Annotated in this window: 21 protein-coding genes; 5 read left to right on the top strand and 16 right to left on the bottom strand. The window is 69.1% G+C overall.

Annotation, left to right across the window (positions count from 1 at the left end):
* Nucleotides 1–4 precede the first annotated feature (4 nt).
* The 10 genes from C8D93_RS10055 to ccmA form a co-directional block, all read right to left on the bottom strand.
* Nucleotides 5–856 (bottom strand): MaoC/PaaZ C-terminal domain-containing protein, encoded by an 852-nt coding sequence (locus C8D93_RS10055; RefSeq protein WP_110265047.1) that lies wholly within the window; start codon nucleotides 854–856, stop codon nucleotides 5–7.
* Between the two features lie 43 nt (nucleotides 857–899).
* The gene (ccmI, locus tag C8D93_RS10050) at nucleotides 900–2,177 is read right to left on the bottom strand and encodes a c-type cytochrome biogenesis protein CcmI (RefSeq protein ID WP_146216563.1); all 1,278 of its coding nucleotides are present in this window, start codon (nucleotides 2,175–2,177) and stop codon (nucleotides 900–902) included.
* Nucleotides 2,178–2,187: 10 nt separating this feature from the next.
* Nucleotides 2,188–2,652, bottom strand: a complete 465-nt coding sequence (locus C8D93_RS10045) for a cytochrome c-type biogenesis protein (RefSeq protein WP_110265045.1) — start codon at nucleotides 2,650–2,652, stop codon at nucleotides 2,188–2,190.
* 1 nt (nucleotide 2,653) lies between these two features.
* A complete protein-coding gene (locus tag C8D93_RS10040; protein ID WP_110265044.1) occupies nucleotides 2,654–3,196 on the bottom strand; it encodes a DsbE family thiol:disulfide interchange protein in 543 nt (180 codons plus the stop codon).
* A complete protein-coding gene (locus C8D93_RS10035; protein ID WP_110265043.1) occupies nucleotides 3,196–5,163 on the bottom strand; it encodes a heme lyase CcmF/NrfE family subunit in 1,968 nt (655 codons plus the stop codon). Before C8D93_RS10035 ends, C8D93_RS10040 begins: the two co-directional genes overlap by 1 nt.
* Nucleotides 5,160–5,621, bottom strand: a complete 462-nt coding sequence (gene ccmE / locus C8D93_RS10030; RefSeq protein ID WP_110265042.1) for a cytochrome c maturation protein CcmE — start codon at nucleotides 5,619–5,621, stop codon at nucleotides 5,160–5,162. Before ccmE ends, C8D93_RS10035 begins: the two co-directional genes overlap by 4 nt.
* Entirely contained in the window at nucleotides 5,618–5,752 is a 135-nt protein-coding gene (ccmD, locus tag C8D93_RS10025) for a heme exporter protein CcmD (protein WP_110265122.1), read from the bottom strand. Before ccmD ends, ccmE begins: the two co-directional genes overlap by 4 nt.
* Before the next feature lie 69 nt (nucleotides 5,753–5,821).
* Nucleotides 5,822–6,550 (bottom strand): heme ABC transporter permease CcmC, encoded by a 729-nt coding sequence (gene ccmC, locus C8D93_RS10020; RefSeq protein WP_110265041.1) that lies wholly within the window; start codon nucleotides 6,548–6,550, stop codon nucleotides 5,822–5,824.
* A gap of 15 nt (nucleotides 6,551–6,565) precedes the next feature.
* Nucleotides 6,566–7,231 carry a heme exporter protein CcmB gene (gene ccmB, locus C8D93_RS10015; protein ID WP_110265040.1) on the bottom strand — a complete coding sequence of 222 codons (666 nt, stop codon included), beginning with the start codon at nucleotides 7,229–7,231 and terminating at the stop codon, nucleotides 6,566–6,568.
* Nucleotides 7,228–7,827, bottom strand: a complete 600-nt coding sequence (gene ccmA / locus C8D93_RS10010) for a heme ABC exporter ATP-binding protein CcmA (protein ID WP_110265039.1) — start codon at nucleotides 7,825–7,827, stop codon at nucleotides 7,228–7,230. The genes ccmB and ccmA overlap by 4 nt, the downstream gene beginning before the upstream one ends.
* A gap of 125 nt (nucleotides 7,828–7,952) precedes the next feature.
* On the opposite strand from ccmA, the gene folD reads away from it, so the two are divergent.
* Together folD and C8D93_RS10000 are read left to right on the top strand one after the other, a co-directional pair.
* Nucleotides 7,953–8,807: a bifunctional methylenetetrahydrofolate dehydrogenase/methenyltetrahydrofolate cyclohydrolase FolD gene (folD, locus tag C8D93_RS10005; RefSeq protein WP_110265121.1), complete on the top strand. Its 855-nt coding sequence runs from the start codon at nucleotides 7,953–7,955 to the stop codon at nucleotides 8,805–8,807.
* A 93-nt stretch (nucleotides 8,808–8,900) separates the two neighbouring features.
* On the top strand, nucleotides 8,901–10,046 hold the full coding sequence (locus C8D93_RS10000) for an acyl-CoA dehydrogenase family protein (RefSeq protein ID WP_110265038.1): 1,146 nt from the start codon (nucleotides 8,901–8,903) through the stop codon (nucleotides 10,044–10,046).
* Between the two features lie 179 nt (nucleotides 10,047–10,225).
* Here the strand turns inward: C8D93_RS10000 and C8D93_RS09995 are convergent, their stop codons facing one another.
* Nucleotides 10,226–11,518 carry a hypothetical protein gene (locus C8D93_RS09995; RefSeq protein ID WP_146216562.1) on the bottom strand — a complete coding sequence of 431 codons (1,293 nt, stop codon included), beginning with the start codon at nucleotides 11,516–11,518 and terminating at the stop codon, nucleotides 10,226–10,228.
* Between the two features lie 212 nt (nucleotides 11,519–11,730).
* On the opposite strand from C8D93_RS09995, the gene C8D93_RS09990 reads away from it, so the two are divergent.
* Nucleotides 11,731–13,155 (top strand): OmpA family protein, encoded by a 1,425-nt coding sequence (locus C8D93_RS09990; RefSeq protein ID WP_110265036.1) that lies wholly within the window; start codon nucleotides 11,731–11,733, stop codon nucleotides 13,153–13,155.
* Between the two features lie 76 nt (nucleotides 13,156–13,231).
* On the opposite strand, the gene C8D93_RS09985 is transcribed toward C8D93_RS09990, so the two are convergent.
* From C8D93_RS09985 to C8D93_RS09970, 4 genes are all read right to left on the bottom strand, one after another.
* On the bottom strand, nucleotides 13,232–15,232 hold the full coding sequence (locus C8D93_RS09985) for an acetyl/propionyl/methylcrotonyl-CoA carboxylase subunit alpha (RefSeq protein ID WP_110265035.1): 2,001 nt from the start codon (nucleotides 15,230–15,232) through the stop codon (nucleotides 13,232–13,234).
* A gap of 103 nt (nucleotides 15,233–15,335) precedes the next feature.
* Nucleotides 15,336–16,145 carry an enoyl-CoA hydratase/isomerase family protein gene (locus tag C8D93_RS09980; protein WP_110265034.1) on the bottom strand — a complete coding sequence of 270 codons (810 nt, stop codon included), beginning with the start codon at nucleotides 16,143–16,145 and terminating at the stop codon, nucleotides 15,336–15,338.
* A 4-nt stretch (nucleotides 16,146–16,149) separates the two neighbouring features.
* Nucleotides 16,150–17,316 carry an acyl-CoA dehydrogenase family protein gene (locus C8D93_RS09975; RefSeq protein ID WP_110265033.1) on the bottom strand — a complete coding sequence of 389 codons (1,167 nt, stop codon included), beginning with the start codon at nucleotides 17,314–17,316 and terminating at the stop codon, nucleotides 16,150–16,152.
* 8 nt (nucleotides 17,317–17,324) lie between these two features.
* A complete protein-coding gene (locus C8D93_RS09970; protein WP_110265032.1) occupies nucleotides 17,325–18,950 on the bottom strand; it encodes an acyl-CoA carboxylase subunit beta in 1,626 nt (541 codons plus the stop codon).
* A 120-nt stretch (nucleotides 18,951–19,070) separates the two neighbouring features.
* On the opposite strand from C8D93_RS09970, the gene C8D93_RS09965 reads away from it, so the two are divergent.
* Complete coding sequence (locus C8D93_RS09965; RefSeq protein ID WP_110265031.1) at nucleotides 19,071–19,739, top strand: TetR/AcrR family transcriptional regulator; 669 nt, start codon at nucleotides 19,071–19,073, stop codon at nucleotides 19,737–19,739.
* An 83-nt stretch (nucleotides 19,740–19,822) separates the two neighbouring features.
* Entirely contained in the window at nucleotides 19,823–20,236 is a 414-nt protein-coding gene (locus C8D93_RS09960) for a YybH family protein (RefSeq protein ID WP_110265030.1), read from the top strand.
* Here the strand turns inward: C8D93_RS09960 and C8D93_RS09955 are convergent.
* The gene (locus C8D93_RS09955; RefSeq protein ID WP_110265029.1) at nucleotides 20,229–21,092 is read right to left on the bottom strand and encodes an SDR family oxidoreductase; all 864 of its coding nucleotides are present in this window, start codon (nucleotides 21,090–21,092) and stop codon (nucleotides 20,229–20,231) included. The genes C8D93_RS09960 and C8D93_RS09955 overlap by 8 nt on opposite strands.
* Nucleotides 21,093–21,130: the final 38 nt, after the last annotated feature.

The raw sequence follows: 21,130 nt of genomic DNA, 5'->3' as shown, positions 1-21,130 counted from the left end.
TAGTCTAACGCAGCACCCCTGTCAGATGCGTCTTGTCCGAGCGTGCGGACAACAGCGAGAAGTCGATACCGCCGTCGCCGCGCAGCAACTTGAGGGCGACCTTGCCCGGCAGGAACAGCGGCTGCCTGAACTGCACCGATAGCGCCTCCGGCGGCCGTCCCAGCTCGCGCTCGAGCGCGGCGGCGCAGCGCGCCGCGGACCACATGCCGTGCGCGATGTGGCGCTTGAAGCCGAACAGCTTCGCCGTCCACGGCGCAAGATGGATCGGGTTGTAGTCGCGACCGACCTTCGCATAGCGGCGGCCGATGTCGTCCGGTGCGGCGAAGCTGCGGTACTCCGCCAGCGGCGTCGCCGGCGCCTGCGGCCGCGGCCCTGCCGCCGTCTTCGGCGCCGGACGGCGGTGCAGCATGGTGCTGGTCTCGCTCCACACCGTCTCGCCGTCGGCGGTCGCCTCGGTCATCACGTCGAACTCGATGCCCTGCCGCACCGCCCTCGCCTCGCCGATGCGTGCGCCGAGCGAAAAACGCGTGTCGGCCGTCAGCGGCCTGTGCTGGCGGATGTCGTTGCGGATGTGCACGAGCCCCAGCAGCGGGAACGGAAAGCGCTTCTGCGTCAGCAGGTGCAGATGCAGCGCACCGGCCATCACGTGCGGAAAGGTGATCGGCAGGTGTTCGATCTCGTCGAAGCCGCAGATGGCGGCGTAGTCGGCCAGATGCCCGGCGTCGACGCCGACATCCTCGACACGCACCTCCAGCGGCGGCAGTGCCGGCTCGCCCCTGGGCTTCTTGGTCAGCGTGCCCGCAGCCTTCAGGTAGAGGCGGCCGGCGTCGGGAATCCGCGGCAGTACTTCGGTCATCTTCGCAATCCTGATCGTTCGAAAGGTGGACGTCGGCGCAGACTCAGGGCAGTCGACGGTCGATGCGCAAGGCGATCGGCTGGCCGGCGGCGGACCTGCCGATGCGCAGGCGGCCCTCGAAATCCCCCGGCTGCGCCTGCGGTGTCCCGCTGCGGCTGACGCGGGCCACGACCTCCCACTCGTCGGCCAGCGACAGGGTCATGCCGGGCGCCATCGCGTGGCTGTCGTCGAGCCGGATCTGCACCGGCAGCATGCCGGCGGCCAGACGCCGCACTGCCAGCGGCGGCCCCGGCACGCCCGGGCGCCGGGCGATCACGAACAGCACGTCGCCGGCGCCGACGGCGTCGGCGAATTCCGGTGCCAGCGAGACGTCGAGCAGCAGTTGCGGCGCTGCGTCCGGCGTCGCGGCTTCCTGTGACATGGCCTGCTGCGGCGCCGGCTCCGACGCGGCGACCTCCGCCGCCGGCTCCGGCGCCGGCTGCCCCGCCAGCTCGGCCAGTTCGCGCAGGCGCTCGTCGAGCACGGCGCGAAAGTCGTCGGGCAGCTCGCCGCGCCGCAGCACCTGCCAGCGCTCGACGGCCAGCGCGAACTCGCCGGCCTGCGCCGCGGCCAGGCCCGCGTACCACAGCGCCTTCGGATTGCCGGGCTCGACGGCGAGCGCACGTTCGAAGAGCTGGCGCGGCAGTCCGCGGAAGTCGTGTCCCTGCAACAGCACCCGGGCCTCGGCCTCGTCGGCGAGCCAGTCCGCGCGCGGCGCCGACGCACTCAGACGGTTCGCCCGCTCGTAGGCGCCGGCCGCGTCGGCGTGACGACCGAGCACGAAGTAGGAGCGTCCGAGCATCGCCCAGCCCTCGGCGTCCTGATCGTCGTCCGCGAGCCGCTTCTCCAGCCGCGTGACCATGCTGTCGATCGACAGCCGCTGGGCGCCCGCCGGGTCGTTGCGCGCCTGCGCGATCCAGTGCGCCTGTTCGCGACTGTCACCGGACCAGTAGCCGATGCCGCTGACCAGCACGATCAGCGCGCTCGCCGCCGCGAACACGCCCCAGGACCGTCCGTGCCGCGACGCGACGGCTGCGCTGTCGCCGGCCTCCCCGGCGTCGACGAGCAGACGCGAACCGGCCTCGTCGCGCAGCGCCGTGGCGGTCTCCTCGGTGATCGTTCCGGCCGCGAGCTCCGCGTCGATCTCCGCCATCCGCCCGCGGTAGCCCACGACATTGAGCGCGCGCCGCTGGGGTCCGCTTGCAGGTCGCCCCGCCCACAACGGCCACAGGGCCAGGCCGACGGCCAGCAGCGCGATCGCACCCATCCACATCCACGTCATCGTCACAGCCTCACTGGCGAGTGTCTTCGAGCAGGCGCTGCAGGCGCTCGCGGTCGACCGGCGGCGGCGTCTGCGGCGTCGCCCGCCGTTTCGCGAAACGCAGCGCGACCGCCAGTGCGGCCGCAAGCAACAGGAACGGCCCGAACCACAGCAGCCACGTCGACGGCTTGAACGGCGGACGGTACAGCACGAAATCGCCGTAGCGCTCGGTCACGTAGTCATGGATCTGCGTGTCGCTGCGCCCGGCGAGAATCTGGTTGCGCACCTGCTCGCGCAGATCGGCCGCCAGCGGCGCATTGGAATCGGCGATCGACTGGTTCTGACAGACCAGGCAGCGCAGCTCGGTCACCAGCGCCTGGTAGCGCTCGGCCTGCGCGGCGCTCAGTCCGTCGGACTGCGCATGCAACGGTACCAGGGCGCCGGCCGCCAGCAGTGCGGCGCTCAGGACGGCGGCCTTCACGGTCGGGTGACGCATTTCAGCGGGTCTCCGTGGCGGCGCGTGCCGGCGCCGTCGTCAGCAGGGGCTGGATCGTCCGGCGCCAGGCTTGCTCGTCGATCGGGCCGATGTGCTTGTGGACGATGGTGCCGTTGGCATCGAGCACGAAGGTCTCGGGTACGCCGTAGACCCCCCAGTCGAGTCCGGCGCTGCCGCGCTCGTCGGCGACGATGTGGCGATACGGGTTGCCGTGACGCTCGAGCCAGCGCAGGCCGTCGGCGTCGGTGTCCTTGTAGTCGATGCCGACGATCTCGACGCCCTGGCGCGCCAGCTCCATCAGCAGCGGATGCTCGACCCTGCAGGCCAGGCACCAGCTCGCCCAGAAGTTCACCAGCAGCGGGCGCCCGAGCAGGTCGTCGCGGGAGAACGGCGTGTCCTCGCCGACGACGCGCAGCGCGAAATCCGGTGCCGGCTTGCCGATCAGCGGCGACGGCACCTCGCGCGGGTCGTGCTGCAGGCCGAACGCGAACAGGACGATCAGGACGACCAGCACCGCGGCCGGCAGAAGGAACCGCAAACGCATCAGGCTGTCGCTCCGCCGGGAACCGTCGCGGACTCCCGCAGCATCCGTGCCAGCCGATAGCGGCGGTCGCTCGCCGCGAGCACGCCGCCGAGCGCCATCAGCACGCCGCCCAGCCAGACCAGACGCATCATCGGCTTGACGTACACGCGCATCGCCCACTCGCCGTTGTCCAGCGGTTCGGCCAGCGCGACATACAGATCCCGCAGCGGACTGTGTTCGACTGCCGCATCGGTCATCACGCTGCCCTGCGCGCGGTACAGGCGCTTCTCCGGATACAGCTCGGCGATGTGCCGGCCGTCCCGCGTGATCTCGACGACGGCGCGATCGGCGTCGTAGTTCGGCCCGGAGAACGGCTCGACGCGCAGCAGCTCGAAGCGGTAGTCGGCCAGATCCGTGCTCTGCCCGGGCCCGAGGCGCACATCGCGCTCGATGCTGTACAGGCTGACGAAGGTCACGCCCAGCACCCACAGGCCGATGCCGAAATGGGCCAGCGTCATGCCCCAGATGCCGCGCGGCATCTGCGTCAGCCCGGCGGCACCGCGGGCACGCCAGCGCCGCCACGGTTCCTCCAGCGCCATCAGCATCGCCCACAACGCGAGCATGCCGCCGGCGGCGGCGACCAGCAGCAGCTTCTGCTCGACCAGCCACGGCAGCGCGAGGCCGCCGACGACCGCCAGCACCGCCGGCCAGCGCAGCCGGCGCAGCACCTCGCTGCGCCCGGCGCGCTTCCAGCCGATGACCGACGCCAGTCCGATGAGTACCGCCAGCGGCGCCGTCAACGGCAGGAACACGGCATTGAAGTACGGGGGGCCCACCGAGATCTTGCCGAGTCCGAGGGCATCGACGATCAGCGGATACAGGGTGCCGATCAGCACCGCGGCGGCGGCGATGACCAGGAAGACGTTGTTCAGCAGCAGCAGTCCCTCGCGCGACAGCAGTGCGAACTCGCCGTCGGCGACGAAGCGGTGCGCCCGCCACGCGTATAACGAGAACGCGATGCCGAGGACGATGCCGAGGAACGCGAGAATGAAGACGCCGCGTGCCGGATCGGTGGCGAAGGCATGTACCGACACGAGGATGCCGGAGCGCACCAGGAAGGTCCCCAGCAGCGACAGCGCGAAGGCCAGGATCGCCAGCAGCACCGTCCATGACTTGAGCAGGCCGCGCTTCTCGCTCACTGCCAGCGAGTGGATCAGCGCCGTGCCGACCAGCCACGGCAGGAAGGATGCGTTCTCGACCGGGTCCCAGAACCACCACCCGCCCCAACCGAGCTCGTGATACGCCCACCACGAACCGAGCGTGATGCCCAGCGTCAGGAACAGCCAGGCCGATGTCGTCCACGGTCGCGTCCAGCGCGCCCAGGCCGCATCCATGCGTCCGCCGATGAGCGCGGCGATGGCGAACGCGAACGCCACCGAGAAGCCGACGTAGCCCATGTAGAGCAGCGGCGGATGCACGACCAGCCCGGGGTCCTGCAGCAGCGGATTGAGATCGCGGCCGTCTTCCGGCACCGGGAAGTGCCGCTCGAAAGGGTTCGAGGTCAGCAGCATGAACAGCAGAAAGCCGATGCACAGCGCTCCCAGCACGGCGAGCACCTGCGCCTGCACGTCGCGCGGCAGGCTGCGGCTGAACACCGACACCGCGGCGCCCCAACCGGTCAGCATCAGCATCCACAGCAGCATCGAGCCCTCGTGCGCCCCCCAGACGGCGCTGATGCGATACATCAGCGGCAGCTGCGAATGCGCGTTGGCGGCGACGTACGCCACCGACCAGTCGCGTTCGACGAAGGCCCAGGTCAGGCAGGCATAGGCGATGAGGATCAGGGCGAATTGCGCCTGCGCCGCCGATGCACCCACCGCCATCCAGCGCGGTTCGCGCTTCCAGGTCCCGGCGAACGGCACGACGAACTGGATCACCGCGACCGCGAAGGCCGCCAGCATCGCGAAGTGGCCGAGTTCCGGGATCATGACTGCACCACCCTCTTGAATTCGGCGCAGGAGTGCTTGCCGTTCTCGTCCGTCAGTTTCTCGGCGAGCTCCGGCGGCATGTATTCCTCGTCGTGCTTGGCGAGGACTTCCTGTGCGGTGAACACGCCATCGGTGCCGACGCGACCGGTGGCGACGATGCCCTGACCTTCGCGGAACAAGTCGGGAAGGATGCCCTCGTAGTGCACCGGCACCTCGGATTCGCAGTCGGCGACGGTGAACGCGACCCTGAGCCCCTCGCCGCGCCGGACGCTGCCGGCCACCACCAGGCCGCCGAGCCGGATCGTCGCATCTGCGGACGGCGCTTGGGCCGCGACGTCGCTCGGCGTGTAGAAATACATCATGTTCTTGCGGATCGCCGTGAAGCCGAGTGTCGCGGCCAGGCCGAGACCCACCACGAGCGCGCCGATAGCGGCCATGCGTTGCTGTCGCTTGGTCATACGTCCTCCGCGCTCCCGCGGATCGAGTCGAGCAGTTCGCGCCGGCGTCGCCGCGGCGCCAGCCCTGCCCAGACGAACACGAGCGCGGCCACGCCGAAGCTGCCCCAGACGTAGGCCGCATACCCGCTCATGTGCCAGAAATTCGCGTCCATCCGATCACGCCACCGGCTGCGTGCGACCCAAGCCAAGACCCTTGTCCATCACAGCAGTTCCGCCACCCAGCCGGTGCGGCGCTCGCGCCACAGCAGCTCGTTCTGCACGCGGCGCAGGATCGCGTAGGCGCACAACAGGAAAGTGCCGGCGAGCGCCGCGTACAGCGGCACGGCCATGTCGGCGGTGATCGTCGGCTTGCCCAGCTTGAGAATCGTCGAAGTCTGATGCAGCGAATTCCACCATTCCACCGAGTACTTCACGATCGGCACGTTGACCACGCCGACGATCGCCAGCAGCGCGCAGGCACGCGCCGCCGCCCGCGCGTCCTCGAAGGCCTGTTGCAGACCGATCACGCCGAGGTAGAGGAACAGCAGCACCAGCTCGGAGGTCAGCCGCGCATCCCAGACCCAGTAGGTGCCCCACATCGGCTTGCCCCAGAGCATGCCGGTGATCAACGCCACGACGGTCATGCCGGCGCCGACCGGCGCCGTCGCGACCAGCACGCACTCGGCGAGCTTCATGCGCCAGATCAGGGCCACCGCACCGGCCACCGCCATCATCGTGTACAGCGACAGCGACGCCGCGGCCGTCGGCACGTGGACGTAGATGATGCGAAAGGCGTCCTTCTGCTGATAGTCCGGCGGCGCGAACACCAGCCCGCCGATCCAGCCCCAGGCCAGCAGGCCGGCCGCGGCGACGCCGACCCACGGCAGCCAGCGTTCGGCCAGCCGGTAGAAATGCGGCGGCGAGGCAAGACGATGGAACCAGGTCCACATGGGGTCGTTCGCGGGTCAGTCGACGGCGTTGCGTAAGGCTGCGCTGCAGACCCAGGGCACCAGGGTCACGCACACGGCGAGAATCGCGGCGAGAAAGTATAACGGAGCGTCCACCGGCAGACCCTGCTGCGCGCTGCGGACGGCACCAGCACCGAAGATCACCACCGGCACGATCAGCGGCAACACCAGCACCGGCAGCAGCAGACCGGCACGGGGCAAGCCGACCGTGAGCGCGGCGACGAAGCCGCCGACCGCACTGATGCACGGCGTGCCCAGCACCAGACCGGCGACCAGCGCCACCACCGCAGCGGTATCGAGGCCGAGCATCGCCCCCAGCGGCGCCGACAGGAGCACCAGCGGCAGGCCCGTGAGCAGCCAGTGCGACAACAGCTTGCAGGCCGCCACGAGATAGAGCGGCAGCGGCGAGAGCACCATCTGCTCGAGCGTGCCGTCCTCGTGGTCGGCGCGGAACAGCCGCTCGAGCGTCAGCAGCGCCGCGAGCAGGTTCGCCACCCACAGGATCGCGGGCGCGAAGCGCGCGAGGCGCGGATCGTTCGGTTCCGCGCCGAGGCCGAACAGGGTGACGACGACGACCAGGAAGAACGGCGGCATCAGCCAGTCGCTGCGCGATCGTGCGGCGAGCCATGCCTCCCGCCGCAACAGGGCCGCCACCGCACTCATGGCTGTCCCGCCCGGTCCAGTGCCAGCTCGCGCACCGCCGGCAGCCCGGCGGGCAGCGGCTGGTGACTGGTCATGATGACGCCGCCGCCGCCATGCAGGTGATCGCGCAGCAGTCCCGCAATCAGCGCGATGCCGTCGGCATCGAGCCCGTCCAGAGGCTCGTCGAGCAGCCACAGCGGCCGCGGCTGCAGCAGCAACCGCGCCAGCGCACTGCGCCGCTTCTGTCCTGCCGACAGCGAGCGCACCGCGCGCCGGCGCACGCCGGCGCCCAGGCCCACGGCCGCCAGCACCTCGTCCGCAGCGCCGGTGTCGGCGCCGTTGAGGCCGGCCCAGAACTGCAGGTTCTCGCGCGGCGTCAGCGACGGGGACAGTGCATTGCGATGCCCGATCCAGTGCCGCGCCAGCTCGTCGGGCGTGCTGCGAATCCCGCCCTGCGCGCAGCGCCGCAGTCCGGCGATGGCCTCCAGCAGGCTGGTCTTGCCGCAGCCGTTGGCGCCGCGCACGTGCAGCAGTTCGCCCGGCTGCAACGCGACGCTCAGGCCCGCGAACAGCACGCGGTCGCCGCGACCTATCGAAAGGCGGTCGATTTGCAGCAAGGTCTGGGCTTGGGCGGCGTCACGAGGCGCGCAGTTTAAGGGATCGCAGTCACGACACCACGCACGACACGGCGTCGTCCCCCCTTACAATGCGCGACCGTCCGCACGCCGACCCGACCCACGCCGTGAGCGCCCAACTGATCGATGGCAAGGCCGTTGCCGCCCGCGTCCACGAGCGCGTCCGCGCCGGCGTCGAGGCCCGCAAGTCCCGCGGCCTGCGCGCGCCGGCACTGGCCACGGTGCTGGTCGGCAACGATCCGGCGTCCGAGGTCTACGTCCGCAACAAGCGCCTGACCTGCGAGAAGGTCGGCATCCGCTCGGTGCCGATGCATTTCGATGCCGGCGTCGGTCAGGACGAGCTGCTCGCCGCGGTCGATGCGCTCAACGCCGACCCGCTGATCGACGGCATCCTCGTGCAGCTCCCGCTGCCGGCACATCTCGACGCCACCGCGGTCACCGAACGCATCCGCCCGGACAAGGACGTCGACGGCTTCCATCCGTACAACATCGGCCGGCTCGCACAACGCCGTCCGGCCCTGCGGCCGTGCACGCCGTACGGCGTCATGGAGCTGCTGCGCAGCGCCGGCGAAACCTTCAAGGGGCGCACCGCCGTCGTCGTCGGCGCCAGCAATCACGTCGGCCGCCCGATGATGCTGGAACTGATGCTCGCCGGCGCCACCGCCGCCTGCTGCCATCGCTTCACCGCGGACGTCGCCGCCGAAGTGGCGCGCGCCGACATCCTCGTCGTCGCCGTCGGCCGGCCGGCGATGGTCAGGGGCGACTGGATCAAGCCCGGCGCGATCGTCATCGACGTCGGCATCAACCGCCTGGACGACGGGCGTCTGGTCGGCGACGTCGAGTTCGAGGCCGCCCGCCAGCGTGCGCGCGCCATCACGCCGGTGCCGGGCGGCGTCGGTCCGATGACCGTCGCGATGCTGATGCAGAACACCTTGCAGGCAGCCGACGACAGCGGACGGTAAGCGCCGTTACGGCGCGCCTTCGCGCTGGATGCCTGCGCAGCAACGGTTTATCGTGAGGCGATCGGGCATCGTTCGTCCTTCAGGGTAATCTCCGTGACCAACTCTCATCCGTTTCTCACGGCCGACCACGAGTCGTTCCGCCAGCAGGTCCGCCGTTTCGTCGAGCGCGAGATCGCGCCGCATGTCGACCGCTGGGAGGCCGAGCAGTCGCTGCCGCGCGAACTGCACCGCAAGGCCGCCGACGCCGGCCTGCTGCAGATCGGCTTTCCCGAAGCCTACGGCGGCGTCGAAGTGCCGGACCTGCACTATCTGATCGTGCTGACCGAGGAACTCGCGCGCGCCGGCAGCGGTGGGGTGATCGCCAGCCTGATGTCGCATGGCATCGGCACGCCGCCGATCGTGCATGCCGGCACCCACGAGCAGAAGCAGCAGTTCGTCGCGCCGGTGCTGGCCGGCGACAAGATCGCGGCGCTGGCGATCACCGAACCGGGCGGCGGCTCCGACGTCGCCAACCTGAAGACGCGTGCCGTGCGAGACGGCGAACACTACGTCGTCAACGGCTCCAAGACCTTCATCACCTCCGGGCTGCGTGCCGATTACATCACCACCGCCGTGCGCACTGGCGGCGACGGCATGGGCGGCATCTCGCTGCTGGTGATCGAGGGCACGACGAAGGGCCTGACGCGCTCGCCGCTGCAGAAGATGGGCTGGTGGTGTTCCGACACTGCGACGCTCTACTTCGAAGACTGCCGGGTCCCGGTCGCGAACCGCATCGGCCCGGAGAACGCCGGCTTCATGGCAATCATGATGAACTTCAACCAGGAGCGGATCATGCTCGCCGCGCAGGCGCTGGCCTTCGCTCAAGTCTGCTACGACGAATCGCTGGCCTACGCCCGCAGCCGGGAGACCTTCGGCCGGCCGCTGATCAGGAGCCAAGTGATCCGCCACAAGCTGGCGGACATGCGCATGCGCATCGAGGCCGTGCGCGCGAACCTCGACGTCCTCGCCTGGCGGGTCGCGCGCAAGCAGATGCCCGTGGCCGAAGTCTGCCTGCTGAAGAACCTGGCGACGACGACGCTCGAGTGGGTCGCCAACGAGGCGATGCAGATCTTCGGCGGGGCCGGCTACCTGCAGGGCGCGAAGGTCGAGCGCATCTACCGCGAAACCAAGGTCCTGACCATCGGCGGCGGTTCCCTGGAAATCATGAAAGACCTCGCCGCGAGACAGATGGGCTACTGACGCGGTAGAGCGGCGGCTCCCGCACCCACGCTCGCCCGCCTGCCCGGCGGGCTGACGGCACCGTGTCGCCGCCGCACCGCGAAACCAAGGTCCTGACCATCGGCGGCGGTTCCCCGGAAGTCATGAAGGACCTTGCCGCGAGGCAGATGGGTTACCGACGCGGCAGAGCGACCGGCGCCTCAGGGCGCCGGCGCTTCCTCTTCCGCATCGCGCGCCACTGCGCAGCTCGAATGCACGTTCAGCGTCGCCAGGGCGGATACCAGCCCGCCCGAGAACGTCAGGCGCAGGCCGTTGGCGTCGGCGCTGGCGTCGCCCAGCGGCCCGGTCGACAGCAGGCTCACGTCCTCGCCGCCGATGAGGCCGAGCAGCGCGAGATACAGCGGCGTGGAGCCGACGCCGAAGGTTTCGCGCACGGCACAGTTGCCACCGCCGACATCGCAGGCCACGGTCTCGATGGTCACGTCGGACAGCAGCTCGGCGCTGAGCAGCGAATCGCTGCGGCTGACGAGAAAGCCCGCCGGGCGACCGACGCTGAGCGGGTTCGTCGGCGTCTGCGACACCGTCACCGAAACGCTGGACTGCAGCAGCAGGCCGAGCGGAATGCTCATCGTGCCGAAGGTTTCGATGTTGGCGTCGAAGATCGCCGCGGGCTGTTCGACATCGCAGGCGAGGCACAGGTCCGACGCGGCGTCGGAAAACACCGACGGCGGCGCCACGAACTCCGACTCGCAGAACGCATTGAGCGGCTCCACGACCAGTTGCGCCGTTGCGAAGGCCGGGTCGATGCCCTGCGCGTTCGTCACCGTGCCGCGGATCTGCGTCGTGCCGACGGTCAGGGTGTTGAAGGTCTCGTCGTCGGCCGGATTGTCCGCGACCGTCGTGTCGCTGCTGGTCCAGCTCACGTCGAAACTGCCTTCGTCCAGCTGCCGGATCGCGCCGTCGCTGAACTCGCCGAAGATCTCGAAGGGCACGGCGCTGCCGGCTGCCGCGGTGTAGCGGTCCGCCGGGTCGCGGGCCGTCGCAGCCCGCGGGCGCACGTGATCGACCCCGACGAGCACGGCTTCGGTGACAGTCACGAACGTCTGCGCCACGAGCCCTTCGTAGGCCGCGGTGATCCGTACCTGACCACCGCTGGGCGACACGCCCCGGACGATGCCGCTGTCCACGGTCGCGAACCCGCTGTTCTGCGACTGCCAGTCCGCGATGCCGGTCACGTCCTCGTCGCGGACGACGACGCCGTTCTGTGCGCCCTCGGTTCCGGGCGGCACGGTCTGCTCGAACGTGGCGATGGCCTGGAACGGCAGCGTCGTGCCGACAGGAATCTGCGTGCCCTGCTGCGGGTCCAGCGGCTGGATGCGCAGGTTGGTGATGGACACCACCGGCGTGAAGTCCGGGCTCTGGATGCCGCCGTCTCCGCAAGCTGCCAGGACGGCCGCCAACGCCGCCGGTATCCAAGAACGCAACGCTTTCATCTGCCGACTCCCGCGCCTAACCGTTGATGTCGAGGTGTCTGCCGTATGCCTGCTTATTTACGGCCTTCGTGCGGATCATCATAATGCATCCGCCTGCGCAAAAGCGCGGTTCAGGACCACACTTGCAGCCGTCACATCGCGGCATCGGACAGGCCATCGCACCTTCTGGCGAATGGCAGCCGGCGCCTCTTCAGGGATCGGGAGATCGTCAGATGTCGAAGCATGCCTGGCTCGCCGCCGCAGCAGTCCTCATGGGTACCGCGGCCACCGGCGCTCACGCCAAGGAGTTCGATGACCGCTTCTACATCGCGCCGATGATCGGTGGCGTCTTCGCCGATTCCGAAGGGCTGGACGCCGGACCGCTCGGCGGACTCGTCTTCGGCAAGAACGTCTCGCCGTTCTTCGGACTCGAGCTCGATCTGAACTACAGCGCGCTCGATGTCAGTGACCTGCCAGCGGAGAACAAGTACGAGCGCCTGGCGCTCGGCGTGAACCTGCTGGGCTACTTCGCGCGCGACACCGCGAATATCCGTCCGTTCCTGCTTGCCAACGGCAACCTGCACAGCGTCGACTTTCTCGGCGTGGGACTGGACGGTGCCGGCGTCGCCGTTGGCGGCGGTGCCCTGTTCAAGCTGGCGCCGCGCTGGGATGCGCGCCTGGACGTGCGCTACAACCTCGATTTCATCAGCGAGAAGACCGAGAACAACGTCACCGTTCCGGACGACACCTTCTACATCTGGACCACCGGGCTCGGCGTCAGCTACAAGTTCGGCGCCGACCCCTACGACGCCGATGGCGACGGCGTGCCGGACGCGCTCGACAAGTGCCCGGACACGCCGCCGGGTGTGGCCGTCTATTCGGACGGCTGCCCGACCGACCTCGACCAGGACGGCGTGCCCGACTACCTCGACCGCTGCCCGAACACGCCCAAGGGCGTACTCGTCGGCCAGGACGGCTGCGAACTCGACAGCGACGGCGACGGCGTGCCCGACAGCCTCGACCGCTGCCCGAACACGCCGCCCGGCGCGCAGGTCAACGCGGAAGGCTGCCCGCTCGATGCGGACGGCGACGGCGTGCCCGACGGCCTCGACCGCTGCCCCGATTCGCCGCCGGGTCTGCCGGTCGGTCCCGACGGCTGCCCGCTCGACTCCGACGGCGACGGCATCCCGGATTACCTCGACGAGTGCCCGAACTCGCCGCCGGGTGCCAAGGTGCTGCCGAACGGCTGCGCGCTCGAAGGCGACTGCCGCAAGCCGCGCCCGGGCGAACAGGTCGACGCCAACGGCTGCGCAATCGATCGCAGCTTCATCCTGCGCGGCGTCAAGTTCGAGTTCGACTCCGACCGCCTGACGCCGGCGGCCCGCGAGATCCTCAACGAGGTCGCGGCGACGCTGCAGGCCTACCCCAACCTCGACGTCGAGCTCGAAGGACATACCGACGCCGTCGGCACCGACAACTACAACCTCGGCCTGTCCGAGCGCCGCGCCGTCGCGGTCAAGGCCTACCTCGAAGGCCGCGGCATCACCGGACGGCGCATGCGCCCGGTCGGCTACGGTGAGAGCCAGCCGATCGCCAGCAACGACACCGAGGACGGCCGCGAAGAGAACCGTCGCGTGGAGCTGACGGTCATCGAGTAGCCCGCGGCTGCCGCAAACGAAGAACCCCGCCTTGCGCGGGGTTCTTCGTTCTCAGGGGGCGGACACGCCGGACGTTTCAGTCGTCCTGCGGCTGGACCTCGACCAGCAGCTGGCGGTTCTTCACCTGCTGGCCGGCCTCGACGCTCACGGCCGTGACCTTGCCGGACACCGGCAGCGCGAGCTGGAACTCCATCTTCATCGCCTCCAGCACCGCGAGCGTCTGCCCCTTGGCGACGACATCGCCGACCTGGACGTGGACGGCGACGACCTTGCCGTCCGAATGCGCGAGCAGACGGCCGTCCGACCCCGCGGCGGCGGCGGCCACCGGCGCGAGCGTGACATCCTCGTAGCAGTAGACCGCACCTTCGGCATCGAGCCACATCGATCCGCCGTCGCGCGCGGTGCGGGCCTTGCCCTGCACACCGTCGCAGACGTAGTGGAACTCGTGCGCGAGATTGCGGACCACGTCGACGACGATGGTCTGCCCGTCGGTCACGATCGTGAAGACATGCCCGTCGTGGACGAGGACGTCGAGGTCGCGCGTCTGCTCGCGCCACTTCAGGCGATAGTCCGCCGGCGACTCGTGCGAGCTGTGCCAGCCGATGAACTCCGGCGCCAGCCCGTGCGCCTCGGCGAGCGCGAACGCATCGTCCATGTACAGCGCCACGGCGGCCAGGGCGAAATGCCGCAGGTCGGGCTGCATCTGTGCCACGGCTTCGGCCGGGAAATGCTGGCCGATGAATCCGGTCGAGAAGTCGCCGCCGGCGAATGCCGCGTGCGCGACGATGCGACGCAGGTATTCCTTGTTGCTGACCACGCCGAGCAGCTTCGTTTCGTCCAGCGCATGGATCAGGCGGCTGCGCGCCGTTTCCCGGTCCTCGCCCCAGGCGATCAGTTTCGCCTGCATCGAGTCGTAGTACGGGCTGATGCGCTGGGCTTCCTGCAGATAGCTGTCGACGCGGATGCCGGCGCCGGAGGGCGCCCGCCAGCCGAGCACGGTGCCGGTCTGCGGCAGGTAGTTCTGCAGCGGGTCTTCCGCGCACAGCCGGACCTCGATAGCCCAGCCGCGACGGCGCGCGAGCACCTCGTCCTGCGTCATCGGCAGCGGCTCGCCCTGGGCGACGCGCAACTGCCATTCGACCAGGTCGACGTCGTAGACCAGCTCCGTCACCGGATGCTCGACCTGCAGGCGCGTGTTCATCTCGAGGAAGTAGAACGCGCCGTCGCGCGCCAGCATGAACTCCACGGTGCCGGCGCCGACGTAGTTCACCGCCTTGGCCGCCGCGACCGCCGCCGCGCCCATCTTCGCGCGCAGCGCCTCGTCCACGGCCGGGCTCGGCGCTTCCTCGACGACCTTCTGGTTGCGGCGCTGCACCGAGCAGTCGCGTTCGCCGAGATGGACGACATTGCCGTGACGATCGCCGAAGACCTGGATCTCGACGTGCCGCGCGTCCATCACCGCTTTCTCGACCAGCAGCTGCCCGGAGCCGAAGGCATTCTCAGCCTCGCTGCGCGCGGAGCGGATGTTCTCGAGCAGCGCCCCCTCCTCGTGCACGAGGCGCATGCCGCGGCCGCCACCGCCCGCCGCCGCCTTGATCATCACCGGCAGGCCGGCCCTCACGGCCTCGGCCACCAGCGTGTCGTCCGACTGGTCGTCGCCCTGGTAGCCCGGTACGCAGGGCACGCCGGCCGCGATCATGCGGATCTTCGAGGCCGACTTGTTGCCCATCGCCTCGATCGAGGCCGGGTCCGGGCCGACGAAGACCAGTCCCGCATCCTGCACTGCCTGGGCGAAGGCCTCGCGCTCGGACAGAAAGCCATAGCCCGGGTGAATCGCCTGCGCACCCGCGGTCCGGGCGGCGTCGATGATGCGATCGATCCGCAGGTACGATTCCGCTGCCGGCGCCGGGCCGATGCACACCGCCTCGTCGGCCTCGAGCACGTGCAGCGCATCGGCATCCGCCTCGCTGTAGACCGCAACCGTGCGGTAGCCGAGGCGCCTGGCCCCGCGGATCACGCGCACCGCGATCTCGCCGCGGTTGGCCACCAGCACCTTGTCGAATCGGGTCTTTGTCATGGCTTGAGAACGGTTAACGCAATGGTCTTGGCACGGCACGAGAAAGGAAAGGTCCGGCGGACTCGACGTGTGCGCGCGCCGCCGCGACCGCAGTGACGAAGGATCATGATGCCCAGCGCGGCTGACGCTTCTGCATGAACGCCGCGATGCCCTCCGGGGCCTCCGCGCCGCGCACGCAGACCGCGAACTTCGCCGCCGCATCGTCGAGCACGGCATCCATGTCCATGCGCGCGACCTTGAGGATGATGTCCTTGGTGACCGCGTTGGCCTGCGGCGCGCAGCGCAGCACCTGCTGCAGGGTGTCCGCGAGTTGCGCCTGCAGCCCGGCTTCGTCATCGAAGCACGCGTGCACGAGTCCGAGCGCCAGCGCCTCGCTGCCGCGGAACTGCGCACCGGTCAGGCACAGGCGTCGCGCCTGCGTCAGGCCGATGCGCTCGACGACGAACGGCGCGATCTGTGCCGGCGGCAGGCCGCGCGTGGTTTCCGGCATGCCGAATTTCGCCTCGCGATGCGCCAGGGCAATGTCGGAGACGCAGGCGAAGCCGAAGCCGCCGCCGAGCACCGCACCCTCGCAGACCGCGATCAGCACCGCCGGCAGGCTGCCGGCCTTGCGCAGCATGGCGCCGAAGCTGCGCGACCAGCGTTCGACCGGATCGGCTTCGCCGGCCGTCGGCGCCTTCAGGCCGCCGGCCATCATCTCCTTGAGATCGGCGCCGGCGCAGAAGTGGCCGTCGGCACCGCGCAGCACGACCACGCGGATCGTCGCATCCGCGGCAATCGCGTCGAAGACGGCATTGAGCTCGGCGACCATGGTCGCGTTGAGCGCGTTGCGCGCGTCCGGACGGTTGAGCGTCAGGTGCAGCACGCCGCTCTCGCGGCGCAGCAGCAGCGTCGTCGTTTCGGGAAGATCCATCGGCTCAGGCCTTGCGCTTGCCGCCGTAACCCAGGCGCTTGCTGATGATGCCGAGCATGATCTCGTCGGCGCCGCCGCCGATCGAGTGCAGGCGCAGGTCACGGTAGAACTGGCTGACCGGGTTGTCCCACATGTAGCCCTGGCCGCCCCAGAACTGCAGGCAGCCGTCCGCCACCTCGCGCGCGACACGCGCCGTCTTCAGCTTGGCCATCGACGCCGTGAGGGTGACGTCGCGACCGGCGATCAGGTCCTCGGTCGCGCGGTACACCAGTGCCCGGCAGGCCTCGACTTCCGTCGACAGCTCGGCAAGCCGGAACTGCACGTACTGGTTGTCGAGAACGGTCTGGCCGAAGGCGGCGCGCTGGCGCGTGTAGTCCGCGGTCGTGTCGATGCACTGCTGCATCGATGCGAGGATGCTCGCCGACAGGAACAGGCGCTCCTCCTGGAACTGCTGCATCTGGTAGACGAAGCCCTTGCCCGGTTCGCCGATCAGGTGACGCGCCGGCACGCGCACGTTGTCGAAGAAGATGATCGCGGTATCGCTCGAACGCTGGCCCAGCTTGTCGAGCTTGGTCCGGCGGTCGATGCCCTTGGCGTCGAGCGGAACGACGATCAGCGACTTGTTGCCGTGACGGCTGCCGTCCTTCGACTCGTCGGTGTTGACCAGCAGGCACACCCAGTCGCCCTGGGTACCGTTGGTGATCCACATCTTCTGGCCGTTGATGACGTACTCGTCGCCTTCGCGCACGGCCGTGGTCTTGATGCCGGCGACATCCGAGCCCGCGCCCGGCTCGCTGACGCCGATGCAGGCGACCATCTCGCCGGCGACGGCCGGCTTCAGGAAGTTCTGCTTGAGATAGTCGTTGCCGTAACGCGCCAGCGCCGGCGTCGCCATGTCCGTCTGCACGCCGATCGCCATCGGCAGGCCACCGACCTTGCAGTGGCCGAGCGCTTCTGCGAACGCGACCTGGTAGCTGTAGTCGAGCCCCAGGCCGCCGACCTCTTCCGGCTTGCTGATGCCGAGCAGCCCGAGCGCACCCATCTTCCTGAGCACTTCGCGCGCCGGCCACAGCCCGGCCTTCTCCCACTCGGCGGCGTGCGGATTGATCTCGTTGTCGACGAAAGCCTTGGTCGTGTCGAACAGCTGCTGGTGTTCGTGGGTGTACTGCATGGTCGCTCCTACAGGCGTGCGACGCCGAAACTGTTGGGGAAGGTCTGGCGCGCCTGCGCCTCGCGGCACACCGACAAGCACAGGCCGAGCACCTTGCGGGTGTCGCGCGGATCGATCAGGCCGTCGTCGAACAGGCGCGCGGTCGCGGCGAAGGCGTGGGACTCGCGGTCGAACTGGTCGACGATGTTCTGGCGGATCGATGCCAGCATCTTCTCGTCGGCCTCGGACATCTGCTTGCCGGACTTGGACCACTTCTCGCGCGTGATGATCTCCATCACGCCGGCCGCCTGCTCGCCGCCCATCACCGAGGTACGCGAGTTCGGCCACGCGAAGATGAAGTGCGGACCGAAACCGCGGCCGCACATGCCGTAGTTGCCGGCGCCGAAGGACCCGCCCATGACGATCGTGAGCTGCGGCACGGTGGCGTTGGCGACGGCCTGGATCATCTTGCTGCCGTGCTTGACGATGCCGCCCTGCTCGGACTCCGTGCCGACCATGTAGCCGGTCGTGTTCATCAGGTACACGATCGGGATGTTCGCCTGGCAGCACAGCTGGATGAACTGGCCGGCCTTGGTCGCGCCCTTGGTCGTGATCGGTCCGTTGTTCGAGATGATGCCGATCTGGTGCCCGTGCAGGACCGCGCGGCCGCAGATGGTCTGCTGGTCGTACTCGTTCTTGAACTCGAGGAACTCCGAGCCGTCGACGATGCGCGCGATGACCTCCCGGCAATCGAAGGGCTTGCGGTAGTCCGGCGACACCACGCCGCAAAGCTCGTCGATGTCGTACAGCGGCGCTGCGACCTTGCGCAGCTCGAGCTTCGGTCGCTGCGCGTTCCAGTTCAGGTTGGCGACGATCTCGCGGGCAATGCGGATGCCGTCGGCGTCGTTCTCGGCGATGAACTCCGAGGTGCCGGCCACCTGGCAGTGCATCTCGGCACCACCCAGGTCCTCGTCGTCGGCGATCTCGCCGGTGGCGGCCTTGAGCAGCGGCGGCCCGGCGAGGAACACCTTGGCGCGTTTGCGCACCATCACCACGTAGTCCGACAGGCCGGGCATGTAGGCGCCGCCGGCCGTGCTCGACCCATGCACGACGGTGACCTGCGGGATGCCCGCGGCCGACAGGCGGCACTGGTTGGCGAAGGTCTTGCCGCCCGGGATGAACACCTCGGCCTGGTACAGCAGATTGGCGCCACCCGACTCGATCATCGAGATCACCGGCAGCTTCTGCTGCAGCGCGATGTCCTGGATGCGCAGGCCCTTCTGCACGCCCCACGGCGTCATCGTGCCGCCCTTGATCGCCGAATTCGACGCCGAGACCATGCAGCGCACGCCGGAGACGTAACCGATGCCGATGATGTTGTTGCCGCCGGCCAGCGAACCGTCCTTGTCGTCGTGCATCTTGTAGCCGGCGAGCGTCGACAGTTCCAGCCACGGCGAGCCGCGATCGAGCATCAGGTGCACACGCTCGCGCGGCAGGATCTGGCCGCGCTGGTGATAGCGGTCGCGCTTGGATTCTTCTTCCTTGCGACCCTTGGCCTCGATGGCGCGCCACTCGTCGATCTGCCGGAGCATGCCCTCGCGGTTCTGCTTGAACTGCGCGCTGCCGGTGTCGACCTTCGATTCGATGATGGGCATGTCGTGTTGCCGGCGTGCCGGCCGCTCTGGAAGGGAGCGGCCATCCTACTCAAGGCCTCGCAATACGTGAAGCTCAATTCATTTCTTGAATATCGGCTCACTTCATTACAGACTCCCGCCATGGCCTACCGCCGTTCCCCGCTGATGGAAGAGCGGCTCGCGAGCAACCGCGAGCGCATCCTCGCGGCCGCGCGACGCCTGGTCGCGGCCGGCGGCTACCGCGAGGCGCAGATCGCTGCCGTGGCCGCAGAAGCCGGTATGTCGACCGGCATGATCTACCGCTACTTCCGCTCGAAGGCCGAATTGTTCATCGAGGTGCTCGAAGCCGCGGTCGGCCACGAGATCGAACTGCTCAACGCCATCGCCGAGGGAAGCGGAACGGCCCGGCAGCGCCTGTACGCGGCCGTCGAATGCTTCACCCGCCGTGCGCTCACCGGGCCGGGACTCGCCTACGCATTCATTGCCGAACCGGCCGAGCCGGAGGTCGACACCGCGCGCATCCGCGTGCGCCAGCGGCTCGGCGACGTGTTCAAGACCATCCTCAGGCAAGGGATCGAGGCCGGCGAGTTTCCGCCGCAGGATCTCGACGCCAGCGCCGCGTGCATCGTCGGCGCCTATACCGAAGCCCTGGTCGGACCGATCGCGCCACGCGCCGAGCGCGTCAAGGATCGCGACCGACTGACACAGGCGATCTGCGAGTTCTGCGTGCGCGCCGTCAGCGCCGGCGGCGCGGCATCGGCAGCATCCACGCCCGCCCCCGCGCCCGCTCGCACGCGGCGCGTTCGCTGAGGGGGGCGGCGCAAGCGTCACACCGCTTCTTCTTGCCCGCACACCGGATTTCGCCCTCTCCCAGACGACGGAGACTACCCACCATGAAAGCCCTGACTGCCGCCGAGGCGCGGTCCTTCGCCGAACGCTGGCTACCCGCGTGGACCGGCAACGATCCTGAGCGTCTTGCCGCGTTCTACGCCGACGATGCGTTCTATCTCGACCCCGGCGCACCGGACGGTGTCCGCGGCAAGCCGGCACTGCTCGCCTATTTCCGCAAGCTGCTCGCCTACAACCCGGCGTGGGTCTGGAAGCAGATCGAAGGCATCCCGATGGAGGATGGCTTCCTCAACAAGTGGCGGGCGTCGATTCCGGTCGGCGCGCACGTGCTCGAGGTGGTCGGCGTCTGCCTGGTGCAGCTGGACGCCGAGGGCCGCATCCGCCGCAACGAGGTGTACTTCGACCGCACGCCGCTAATGTCCGCGATCGCCGCCGCGCGAGCCTCAAAGGCTAGTTGACAGCCTTGGGCCGGACCGCTCGATGGAAGCCGTCGTATGGCTTCGAGCGATCGTGATCGAGCAGCGGAAACGGCCCCATGCCCAGGCTCGCGCCACCGTCGATCTTGATGCAGGTACCGGTCACGAAGGCCGCCGCCTCGCACAGCAGGAACACGATGGCGCTGCTGACCTCGGCCTCCTCGGCCATGCGCTTGAGCGGCGCGAGGCCCGAGAGCTTGGGAATCACTTCCTTGGCGAATGCCGGGTCGTAGTGATCCATGCCGCTGGAGGCGACGAAGCCGGGCGCGACCGCGTTCACGCGCACGCCGGACACGCCCCATTCGATCGCCGCGGTCTCGGTGAAGTTGAGCATGCCGGCGCGCGCGGCGCCGCTGTGGCCCATGCCGGGCATGCCGCCCCACATGTCCGCGATCATGTTCACGATCGCGCCGCCGTGCTGCTTCATGCACTGCTTGTAGGTCTCGCGCGCGACGAGAAAGCCGCCGGTGAGATTGTTGGCGACGACGGCGTCCCAGCCCTTCTTGCTGATCATCGCCAGCGGCATCGGGTACTGGCCGCCGGCGTTGTTGACCAGGCCGTGGATGCGGCCGCGGTCCTTGACGATCTGCGCGATGTTCGCGCTCACCGCCTCTTCGTCGCGGATGTCGAAGGCATAGCTCGACGCCTCGCCGCCGTCCTCGCGGATTTCGGCGAGCACCGCATCCAGCTTCTCCTGCTTGCGGCCGGTGATGACGACGTGGGCGCCGAGGGCCGCCAGCTCGTGCGCAGTGCAGCGCCCGATGCCGGAGCCGCCACCGGTAACGACGAGGGTCTGGCCGGCGAATAGGTCCGGGCGGAAGGCCGAGCGGTACGGCATGCGGGGCTCCAGGAAAGGATGGTTACGGAACGATCCCG

Source organism: Sinimarinibacterium flocculans (genome assembly GCF_003201205.1).
GTDB classification, from domain to species: Bacteria; Pseudomonadota; Gammaproteobacteria; order Nevskiales; family Nevskiaceae; genus Solimonas; species Solimonas flocculans.
The sequence above is the reverse complement of the archived record's forward strand: the minus strand, read 5'-3'. Positions and strand labels throughout refer to the sequence as shown.